Annotated in this window: 11 protein-coding genes; 10 read left to right on the top strand and 1 reads right to left on the bottom strand. The window is 35.3% G+C overall.

Annotation, left to right across the window (positions count from 1 at the left end; genetic code table 11):
- Positions 1 to 581: 581 nt before the first annotated feature.
- From AC0608_RS00465 to AC0608_RS00475, 3 genes are all read left to right on the top strand, one after another.
- Positions 582 to 725 carry a lmo0937 family membrane protein gene (locus tag AC0608_RS00465; RefSeq protein ID WP_417960733.1) on the top strand — a complete coding sequence of 48 codons (144 nt, stop codon included), beginning with the start codon at positions 582 to 584 and terminating at the stop codon, positions 723 to 725.
- 25 nt (positions 726 to 750) lie between these two features.
- Positions 751 to 1,053, top strand: a complete 303-nt coding sequence (locus tag AC0608_RS00470) for a YtxH domain-containing protein (protein ID WP_478287742.1) — start codon at positions 751 to 753, stop codon at positions 1,051 to 1,053.
- A 116-nt stretch (positions 1,054 to 1,169) separates the two neighbouring features.
- Complete coding sequence (locus AC0608_RS00475; protein ID WP_417960737.1) at positions 1,170 to 1,514, top strand: hypothetical protein; 345 nt, start codon at positions 1,170 to 1,172, stop codon at positions 1,512 to 1,514.
- Between the two features lie 87 nt (positions 1,515 to 1,601).
- Here the strand turns inward: AC0608_RS00475 and prfA are convergent, their stop codons facing one another.
- A complete protein-coding gene (prfA, locus tag AC0608_RS00480; protein ID WP_417960739.1) occupies positions 1,602 to 2,678 on the bottom strand; it encodes a peptide chain release factor 1 in 1,077 nt (358 codons plus the stop codon).
- 714 nt (positions 2,679 to 3,392) lie between these two features.
- On the opposite strand from prfA, the gene AC0608_RS00485 reads away from it, so the two are divergent.
- The 7 genes from AC0608_RS00485 to AC0608_RS00515 all read left to right on the top strand — a co-directional run bounded on the left by AC0608_RS00485 (position 3,393) and on the right by AC0608_RS00515 (position 11,157).
- Positions 3,393 to 4,301, top strand: coding sequence for an NAD(P)/FAD-dependent oxidoreductase (locus AC0608_RS00485; RefSeq protein WP_478287743.1), 909 nt, complete (start codon positions 3,393 to 3,395; stop codon positions 4,299 to 4,301).
- A 141-nt stretch (positions 4,302 to 4,442) separates the two neighbouring features.
- Positions 4,443 to 5,063 (top strand): hypothetical protein, encoded by a 621-nt coding sequence (locus AC0608_RS00490; RefSeq protein ID WP_478287744.1) that lies wholly within the window; start codon positions 4,443 to 4,445, stop codon positions 5,061 to 5,063.
- A 150-nt stretch (positions 5,064 to 5,213) separates the two neighbouring features.
- Positions 5,214 to 6,296 (top strand): L-dopachrome tautomerase-related protein, encoded by a 1,083-nt coding sequence (locus tag AC0608_RS00495; protein ID WP_478287745.1) that lies wholly within the window; start codon positions 5,214 to 5,216, stop codon positions 6,294 to 6,296.
- Between the two features lie 221 nt (positions 6,297 to 6,517).
- Positions 6,518 to 6,946, top strand: coding sequence for a hypothetical protein (locus tag AC0608_RS00500; RefSeq protein ID WP_478287746.1), 429 nt, complete (start codon positions 6,518 to 6,520; stop codon positions 6,944 to 6,946).
- Between the two features lie 393 nt (positions 6,947 to 7,339).
- A complete protein-coding gene (locus tag AC0608_RS00505; RefSeq protein WP_478287747.1) occupies positions 7,340 to 7,990 on the top strand; it encodes a YdeI/OmpD-associated family protein in 651 nt (216 codons plus the stop codon).
- 238 nt (positions 7,991 to 8,228) lie between these two features.
- Positions 8,229 to 10,520: a DNA topoisomerase 3 gene (locus AC0608_RS00510; protein ID WP_478287748.1), complete on the top strand. Its 2,292-nt coding sequence runs from the start codon at positions 8,229 to 8,231 to the stop codon at positions 10,518 to 10,520.
- A 157-nt stretch (positions 10,521 to 10,677) separates the two neighbouring features.
- Positions 10,678 to 11,157 carry a DUF6265 family protein gene (locus tag AC0608_RS00515; protein WP_478287749.1) on the top strand — a complete coding sequence of 160 codons (480 nt, stop codon included), beginning with the start codon at positions 10,678 to 10,680 and terminating at the stop codon, positions 11,155 to 11,157.
- Positions 11,158 to 11,223: the final 66 nt, after the last annotated feature.

Here is an 11,223-nt window from a genome sequence, read left to right on the forward strand (position 1 = left end):
TGGTATTCTTCACATTACTGTAATAACTTTCAAAACATTCGATTTGATTTAGCATGAAAAAATGCATCGTTAAATTCTGTAACAATTTTAGGGATTAATGTAACAAACCATGAAGAGTGACTTTGCACCTTTGTGAAATCAAAACTAAATTGTGAAAGCGTCATAACGAAAAACGCGATACAAGCAATAACAGTCTTTTTAGTGCTATTTTGTAGCAATTTATCTAAAAAATCATGCAACGGTAAAAATTTAGATTAATCGTCATTCTAGTACATCTGTATTCAAAGGTTCTCTTTATGGAAAATGGAAGATTTCTTTTGGATTCAAAATAACAAAAAAGACCTTAGTATGAATTATTCGTTTTGGTAGATTATATCAAAAAAGATAATGTAGCGGAATTTTAGTAAAGCTTAATCGCCGGAACAGCATTAAAATTTAATCGCTTTCAAATAAACGTCTGATAAAATTATCGATTTGAAAATATAGAAAAAGAAAGAATATTTCTTAAAGCTCGCTACATATTGTTGAAATATTAAAATAGCATTTTAAGAATCGAGGCTACTAAAAAATACAACCAAATTATGCAAAATTTATTATACATATTCGCAGTAGTGTTAGTGCTACTTTGGGCCCTAGGATTTTTCATTTATAGTGTGAGTAACATCATTCATATTTTATTAATACTAGCCGTAATAGCAATTTTACTAAAAGTGATAAAAGGATAAAACTTTAATTTTTGAAACCATGATTATGAAAAACAACAATTTAGCAGTAGGAATACTGAGTGGTATATTAGTAGGAACCGTTTTAGGGGTATTATTAGCTCCAGCAAAAGGAAGTGAAACAAGAAAAATAATAGCAAATAAAGGCATCGGTTTTAAAGATATACTTAAAGATTGTGCTGGTAGATTGTCGGATAAAATTTCTCAAAATAAGACTCAACACAAAAATAACTATCGCCAATTAGTAGGAAATTCAAAAGAGCTTTTAAATGATGAAAAAACAAACTTGGATAATTTAAAAAACATGAATAAATCAACAATTTCGAGATAAAACCATACAATAACCTGTGTGCGTGTGTGTGTGTGTTTAAAAGGCCAATTGCAATTAATAATTCAAGAAGATGCCCTTAAAACTGGCTAACGGATTCCAATTATAATCTAATAAAAATGAAAAATTTAATGCCGCTATTAGGTATTCTTTCAATAGCAATAACTGTTACTTCATGTAAAAGTGAAAATGAAAAAAAAGCTGAAATAGCCACAAATAATTATATCCGCTTCATTGATTCTGTAGCGAATATAAGCTCCATAGATGCGCTTACCAAATGGAATACTATTGAAAAATATTTTGAAAAAAAATCGGATCAACTAAATACAAAAATTGACAGATTAGAGGACACTACCGTTTTTGACTCCGAAATTAATCCTGCCACTGCTAAATATGAAGCTTTGAGAAATTCAATTCTTCAACGCAAAACGAAACTAGAGACAGCAAACCTTACCAATCCATAAAAGAGAATCGGTTTGTTTTTGATTCATAAAAAAAGACCATGCTCATTATTCGCATGGTCTTTTTACTTTTATTCTTGCTTCTATTTTTTAGAAAACTTCGCTTGCTTCTTTCAATTTTTCCATGTTGTTGACTAATGCTAATTCGTCAACAATTTTCTGAATGTCACCATTCATGATGTTTCCTAAATCGTATAATGTCAATCCAACACGGTGATCCGTTACACGACCTTGTGCATAATTATACGTACGGATTTTAGCAGAACGGTCACCAGAACTTACCTGAGAAGTACGTTTGGTGGCATCCTCAGCTTGTTTTTTGGCTAATTCTTGTTCGTATAAACGGGAACGCAAAACGCCAAATGCCTTGTCCTTGTTTTTATGTTGTGATTTTTGATCCTGACATTGCGCTACTAATCCTGTTGGAATATGCGTCAAACGAACGGCTGATTTAGTTGTATTTACGGATTGTCCCCCTGGTCCTGACGAACAGAAAAAATCCACACGTACATCATTCATATCAATCTGCACATCAAACTCTTCTGCTTCCGGCAATACCATAACAGTTGCTGCCGAAGTGTGTACACGACCTTGCGTTTCTGTTTGTGGTACCCGTTGCACACGGTGAACACCCGCCTCAAACTTCAAGGTTCCGTAAACATCTTCGCCGGTCACTTCAAAAATTACCTCTTTAAATCCACCCGAAGTACCTTCATTCATATCCACAACCGAAGTCCTCCAACCACGGTTTTCACAATATTTCGTATACATACGAAATAAATCCCCTGCAAAAATACTCGCTTCATCCCCACCTGTTCCGGCACGAATCTCCACCATAACATTTTTGGCATCTTCGGGATCTTTAGGAATCAACATAAATTTGATTTCATCCTCCAGTTCCGGTAATCTTTCTTTGGCTTCATCCAGTTGCATTTTGGCCATTTCGGTCATGTCTGCATCACTGTTATCCGCTATTATTTCGTTTGCCTCATCCATATTTGCCATGAGAAGCACGTATTCATCGCGCTTTTCAGCCAAAGCTTTCAAAGTTTTATACTCTTGATTCAATTGCACATAACGCTTCTGATCCGAGATCACATCCGGCTGAATGATCAAATCCGATATCTCATCGAAACGTTGTTTTACTATTTGAAGTCTGTCTAACATTTTCTTAGTCCTTTATTTGGAGTGCAAAATTAGTGAAATATTACACACATTTAGTTAAATATTACACATTTTGACTTTCAAATTTCACATTTTTTTTTCAGGAGCTGTTTCCTGCTATTCGCTATATCTTTTTCTGGTCTCGTAAAAAAAACGAGACCAGAAAAAGGATTCCGCTGCTATCAGGGCTAGGGGATTTTTGTTAAAAAGATAGCGTTTACGGTTTTCAGTAAAATTTCATTATATTTATTTATAATTCAAACATTTGTTAAATTACAAACCCTTGATGTTGTTGATAAGCCCTAATAAATGTTAAAAAATTTGCACAATAATACAACTGTATATATATTTGTTCTAATCGTACCAGTAGCGCTTCCCGTAAGAACAGCCTTCTGGTCTTTTTTTTTATACCAATATAGCGAACAAAACACCTAAAACTATAGAGGGACAAATAACGCTCTTGAAAAAAAAGGAATGTTATCTGATAACGAAGCAAATACGCCACATTTCCTGAAAAACATTAGTTATTATCTCTTGAAAATATCTTGATGAAAAATGCAATCTGGCAAAGTTGAACATAAATTTAACGACTACAGCTACTTTGAAGATATATATAATTATATAAAATATATTGACTCGTAGACTATTATCTAAGCAAGGCTCAGCGCCTTTCAAAGCATTAGAATTCCAATAATTGCATTTACAAAATTTAGTAAAATGAAACATAGTAATATATTTGACGTAATAATTGTTGGCGGAAGTTATGCAGGACTTTCAGCAGGAATGGCATTAGGAAGAGCATTAAGAAAGGTATTAATTATAGATAGTGAAAAACCTTGCAATCTTCAAACGCCACATTCACACAACTTCTTAACGCAAGACGGAAAAACGCCAAAAGAAATTTCAACGCTTGCTAAACAGCAAGTTGAAAAATACAAAACCGTAAAATTTTACAATGGAATCGCAGTAAGCGGAATAAAAGCTACAAACGGTTTTGAAATAACAACTCAAACTAATAAAAAATTCACCGCAAAGAAATTAATTTTTGCGACAGGAGTAAAAGATATTATCCCAAATATAAAAGGATTTGCTGAATGTTGGGGAATTTCGGTTATTCATTGCCCATATTGTCATGGTTTCGAATATAAGAACGACAAAACAGGAATCTTAGCAAACGGTGATATGGCATTTGAAATTGGCAAGTTAATTAATAACTGGACAAAGGATTTAACAATCTTTACAAATGGAAAATCAACATTGACAAAAGAGCAAACTATAAAATTAGAAACGCACCACATAAAAATAATTGAAACAGAAATAAACCACTTTGAACACAACTCAGGACAAATTCAAAATGTCGTTTTTCACCATAAAACTTCAGAAAGAATAAATGCATTATATACTAGACCGAAATTTGAACAGCATTGTGAAATACCAAAACAGTTAGGTTGCGAACTGACAGAACAGAATTACATAAAAATTGACTCGTTTCAAAAAACAAGTAAACTAGGAATATTTGCATGTGGTGATATAACAAGTTTAATGCGTTCAGTATCATACGCAATTGCAATGGGCGGAGTAGCGGGCGCAATGGCAAACAGAGAATTAATTGAAGAAGAATTTTAAACAGTCAAAAAAAACCGCTAGCGCTCGTTTGCAACGAGTGTCAATTTTAATTTAGAGCACAGTCGTAGCGTTAGCAACGTGAAAACTATATATTTAAATCTTTTAAAATTCGTAACTTAGTGCCTACTAAACTTTACGATTATGAAAGTTTTATTTTTTATTATCTTACTCTTAGCGGTACAATCATGTACAACAAAAAAGTACATTCAGAAACGACAGCTGCCTGAAGGAATAAAATCGGCTACCGAAGAAATATATGTAGTAGAAAATAATCAGAAAAAGCTTTTGCACAAAAAGCAAATGATCTTTACTAGAAATGGCCGCATTAAATACTCCAAAACTGTCGATTCACTAGGCAATCTATTGCAAGAAACCAAAAAGAAAATATGGTTTGAAGTGGAATTGTATCCAGATAGAGAACCTTATTACTGTAAAACACGTTGGAAACCAAATCACCGTGAACGTATCAGCTGTTACACTAAAAAACAATACAAAGAAAACGAAGCCATTTATCATTATAATACCGATGGAACTATTGATAAAATAGTGGATAATTTTACAACTTTCAGCACCCAGTATTTTTATTATACGAACAAAGAACTTTCTAAAATTGTTGCCAAGGACAAAAAGGATACACTTATTGACGAAGTTTTAATATCCTGTGAAACCCAAGATGAAAAAGGTGCTTGTTTAAAAGAGATTAGAATTTCGAATAAAACAAACATTAAAGAAGAGATCCTCTTCTCCCCGAAATATGATTAACCCTATCGCTCGGATATCCACAATCATTAACGCAGTTTTTGCAAACTGTGCCCACAAAGAGAATCAACTAAAATAATAGTCTAACTTTGTGGCATTGCTTCGTTCCACGCAATCCCTTAATTCAGTTGCCCACAAATAAAACCATCTAAAATGAAAAAGATCCTTATTATATTTTCAATAGTTACATTCTTTGTTTCTTGTAAAGAAACAACTAGCAAAAAAACGGCCGAAGTTAAAAATCATCAAGTTGACAGCACAGCAAATCAAGTGATAGAAGTTGCTGCGTTCAAAGGGCAACAAGTTACCGGAGTCACACTTACTGATGCCGGGCGTATTTTTGTAAACTTTCCGAGATGGAAAAAAGGAGTTGATGATTCAGTCGTGGAAATAACAAATACTACCGTTCAAGAAAGCTATCCGGATGAAAATTGGAATTCTTGGGAGATTGGACAGCCAGTTGTGGCCAACAAATTTGTTGGAGTGCAATCAGTAGTTGCCTTTGAAAACCAATTGTATGTTTTAGACACCAGAAGCCAATTATTCGAAAATGTACTGGATGCGCCTCGTCTTTTTGTTTTTGATCTGACAACTGATAAATTAGTTAAAACCTATATTTTAGATAAAAACAGCTACCACCCTAATTCTTATATCAACGATCTTAGGATAGATAAAAAAACTCAAAAAATCTATCTTACTGACTCAGGAAACTCTGGTATTGTCATCATAGACATTAAATCAGGTCGTTCCAGAAGAGTTTTAGACAACCACAAATCAACAGCTGCCGAACAAAACTTTTTAACATTTGGAGACAAAAAATGGAAAAATACCATTCATTCTGATGGAATAGCCTTAGACACTGTAAACGACCGACTTTATTTTCATGCCCTTACAGGATACAGCCTCTATTCAATTGCAACAAATATGCTTGACTCTGAAGATGAAAAAAGCATGGGAAAAAGCGTTCGATTTGAGGCAAAAACTGCCGCACCGGACGGCATGCTATTTGACGACAATGGTAATTTATATTTTGCCGATTTAGAAAACAATAAAATCCAGTATCGAAAACCAGATGGCAGTATTCACACTTTGGTAGAAGGCGATAAAATAAAATGGGCAGATACATTTAGTATATATAACAACTACTTGTATTTTACAAACTCAAGAATAAATGAGGTTACAGCTGATATTTCAAATTTGAATTTTACTCTAAACAAAATCAAATTAGCCAAATAGTAAAAAAAGTTTCTAACCAAATCCAGCATTTGTTATGGATACAAAGTTTACTGATTTCAAACAATCGTTTATAGTTTCAATCTATGATATAAATGGGTTTGGTTTTTCGTATCCATTTTTTTTATCTAATACAAAGTAAAGGCAGAATTGCATTCAGTGCCCATAAACGAGGGCAGATAAAACAAGTCAGAAAGTTATAAAAACATTAAAAAACCAAACCGATGAAATTACTACTTACCACCTTACTTTTAATGTTCAACATTACCATATTCGCGCAATCGAATGCATTTGCTGGTGATTACAATCGCACTTTTAGCAAAGAAGGAAATCATTTTATTGACTATAAATTAACCTTACATCAAGATGGAACATTTGTATTTCATTCCTATTCTAAAATCAAAAACGGAATTCCACCTGAAGTATATAAATACGGAAAAGGAAAATGGACTGCGAAAGACAATGTGATTAGTTTCTCTTCCAAAAAACAGGATGACTTTGATGAAAAATACACTTTGGATTTTAATAATTCCAAGGCGAGATTTATCACTAAAAACCCTAGGGATAAATCGGACCGAATAATAAAGACCAGACTTACGTTTGTAGAGTCAGAAATTCAATGGATACAAAGACTGGATGTTTTTAAAATATAACATAGAAATTACAACGCGGTTTTTTAATAGTTTTATAAAACTGAAACCTTCTTTATTATTAAAATCTAATAAAAAGGAATCCCCCCGCTGGCGCGAGCGTCTCGCTCGTGAACGTAATCAGAATCATCTATTCATTCGTTTTTCGTTGTAAACACGAGACAATATTGTGTTCACGAGCGGGACGCTCGCGCTAGCCTAAAAACAGGGTAAAGGAAGACTCAAGTTACAGAAAATCGAAAATAAATTTATGATTGAACAATATGAAGATAATCCCAACGGTGCTCCGGCAACGAGTGCCAATTTTAATTTTTAGCACCATCATAACGTTTACAACGCGGTTTTTTAATACTTTTATAAAACCAAAATCTTCTTTATTTTTTAAAATCTAATACAATGAATTCCAAAGTTGATGATTTTATAAACAATGCCAAAAAATGGCAGCCCGAAATAGAGCAATTACGCCTATTACTGCTTGATTGCGGGCTGACCGAAGAATTCAAGTGGCGTACGCCATGTTACTGTTTTCAGGCTCATAATGTTGTAATTATAGGCAGTTTTAAAGAATCCTGTGCGCTTAGCTTTTTTAAAGGAACGTTACTTCAAGACAGCAATGGTTTTCTTTGCAAACCTGGAGAAAACAGTCAGGCAATGCGTTTTTTTAAGTTTACACATTTGGAAGAAATCATAGCACAGCAATCTATAATCAAAGCCTATATTTATGAAGCCATTGAGATAGAAAAAGCAGGATTGAAAGTAAATTTCAAAAGCAATACCGAACTTGAACTGGTGGCAGAATTACAAAATACCTTAGCCAAAAACCCCGACTTAAAAACTGCTTTTAAGGCCTTAACACCGGGACGACAACGAGCCTACAATTTGTATTTTTCGGCTGCCAAACAATCCAAAACTCGGGAAACGAGAATAGAAAATTACATTCCGCGTATTCTTGGCGGAAAAGGAATCAACGATTGTACCTGTGGATTGTCTAAAAAAATGCCCAGCTGTGACGGCTCACACAAATACATTCCGGGAGAAAATAAATAACAAGCTACAGTATCTTTTGCTTTCGTTATTATGAAAATGAAACGAAATCATTAGCCCTAATGGAAGCGGCATCCTCGCAGCGTAGCGCAGAGATACAGCGGACAGCAGGACCGTTCGTACCTAAAAAAACCATTCGTTCTGCTCCTAAAAAAATCAAACCCGTTCATAACTCCTACCGATTTCTTTTTAATACCAACTTCTAAATTCCTAATTTGCGCCCTTAAATTAGAAGGAGAAAATGAAGGTCTGTATTGCCGAAAAACCAAGTGTAGCCCGCGAAATCGCATCCGTTTTAGGAGCCAATACCAAACACGATGGGTATTACGAAGGCAATGGCTATGCCGTAACCTACACCTTTGGCCATTTATGCACCCTGAAAGAACCGAACGATTACAAACCCCACTGGAAAAGTTGGGATTTGAACAACCTGCCCATGCTTCCCGAGAAATTTGAAACCAAAGTGGTCGAAAATTCGGGTATTCAAAAGCAATTCAGAATCATAAAAAGCCTGTTTGACAAAGCGGAATTCGTCATCAACTGCGGGGATGCCGGGCAAGAGGGAGAACTTATTCAGCGCTGGGTGATGAACGAAGCCCAGTACAAAGGTGAAGTAAAACGCTTGTGGATTTCATCCCTAACCACCGAAGCCATCAAAGAAGGTTTTGAGAACTTGAAACCATCCGCCAACTACGATAATTTATACTACGCAGGATTTTCCAGAGCCATTGGCGACTGGTTGCTGGGTATGAATGCCACCCGTTTGTACACCGTAAAACATGGCGGATACAAACAAGTATTGTCTATCGGAAGGGTACAAACCCCAACCTTGGCCATGGTCGTGGACCGCTTCAAGGAAATTGAAAATTTTAAACCACAACCGTATTGGGAGTTGCAAACGGTATATCGAGAGACGCTTTTTAGTTACGAGGAAGGACGCTTTTTGAAGAAAGAAGATGGCGAAATTTTGGCCCAAAAAGTCAAAGAAAGTGATTTCGAAATAGTTTCTGTCGAAAAAAAGAATGGCAATGAGTTTGCACCTAAACTGTTTGATTTAACAGGCTTACAAGTGTATTGCAATACCAAGTTTGGCTTTACGGCAGATGAAACGCTTAAAATTGTCCAAACTTTGTACGAACAAAAAGTAGTCACGTATCCCAGAGTCGACACCACGTTTTTGCCGAATGATATTTATCCAAAAGTGCCTGGCATTCTACAAAATTTAACCAATTATGCCGCATTGACGCAACCACTTTTAGGAAAAAAGATTAAAAAATCGACCAAAGTTTTCAATGACAAGAAAGTAACCGATCACCATGCGATTATTCCAACGGGGATTCAAAGCAATTTGCAATACAATCAGCAACAGGTGTATGATATAATTACAAAGCGTTTTATTGCGGTGTTTTATGACGATTGTTTGGTAGCCAATACCACCGTAATCGGGAAAGCCGCCGATTTAGCTTTCAAAACCACCGGAAAAGAAATCTTAAAAAAAGGCTTTCGAATAGTCTTCGAAGACCCGAATGCCAAAGAAAAAGAAGCCGATATAGTACCCAGTTTTGTTGTAGGCGAAAAAGGACCACACGAACCCTCATTTTTAGAAAAGGAAACTAAGCCACCCAACCAGTTTACGGAAGCAACCTTATTGCGCGCCATGGAAACCGCGGGCAAACAAGTTGACGATGAAGATTTACGCGAATTGATGAAAGAAAACGGTATTGGGCGTCCATCCACACGAGCCAATATTATCGAGACTCTTTTTAGACGCCAATACATCGTTCGAAACAAAAAACAGGTCTTGCCAACGCCTACAGGAATTCAGCTTATTGATACCATTCAAAATGATTTGGTCAAGTCGGCTGAACTTACCGGTTCCTGGGAAAAGCAGTTGAAAGATATTGAAAAAGGAACTTTTACCGCCGCAGCGTTTATCAACAATATGAAGCGCATGGTTGAAGTCTTGGTTTATGAAGTACGCAGTGAAACCAGATGCGCCAATATTTCGCATGTAGGAAGCGTTCAAAAAGTAGTGGCTAAAGTTGAGAAAAAGAAAGCGGCAGGAATTTTGGCGGAATCCTGTCCGAAATGTAAAAAAGCGACACTCATCAAAGGAAAATCTTCTTATGGGTGTGGCGATTACAAAGCAGGTTGCACGTTTCTATTGCCCTACACTTTTGCGGAGAAAAAAATATCTGAGAACCAATACTTGCGATTGCTGCAAAAAGGATCTACCGTAAACTTGAAAGATTTCAAAACCGATTCCGGTGTTGTGGAAGGTTTGCTTCGGTTTGATGAGAATTTCCAGCTCAAATTAGAACCTAAGAAAACGGAGGCGAAAGCCATTCCAGACGAATTAGCCTGTCCGAAATGTCAAAAAGGAACGGTTTTGAAAGGAAAAACCGCTTATGGTTGCAGCAACTATAAATTGGGATGTGATTTCAAAGTTACTTTTGAGGTGGTGAGAACGAAATTAAAAGATCAAAAACCTACTAAAGAATTGGTTTATACTATTTTGAAAGAAACCATCTAAGAACATTCCCCCGTTTTTTAGCAACTTTTCAGATTACACACTTTATCCGGACTAGTTGCAAATATAATTTCCTGAACTCCACTAAAAAATTGCATGCTGAAGTAATCTTTTTGATAAATTTGTATTAATTTCATTACCAAATCTAAATTTGAAATCCATGAAAAAAACATTCATTATTCTCGTTCTACTTTTGGCAATTTCTGCTTGTAAAAAGTCAGATTCAAACAAAAATGAAAAAATCAAAGCGGCAAATTGGCTTTTGGGTAATTGGGAAAACAAATCAGCTGAAGGTAACCTTACTGAAACTTGGAGAAAAGTAAACGACAGCACCTTTCAAGCACAGTCATACTTTATAAATGAAAAAGACACCTTGCATTTTGAATCTATAACCTTACAGCAAAAAGGGGAACAATTAACCTACACTGCTACTGTAAAAGGACAAAATAATGATAAGCCAGTTGCTTTCCTATTGACCACTACAACAGAGAAACAATTGGTTTTTGAAAACCCAAAACACGACTATCCTCAAAAAATTAGCTACACCCACATCACTCCAGACGGTTTAGTAGCTAAAATTTCGGGAATCCAACAAGGAAAACCGAGCACTGAACAATTTTCAATGAAAAAAATCAAATAAGTTTAACATTTATTTATCATTAAAACCTTACCCTGAAAAGCAAGGTTTTTTTTATGCTTTTAAATT

It is taken from the genome of Flavobacterium sp. GNP008 (assembly GCF_056428965.1).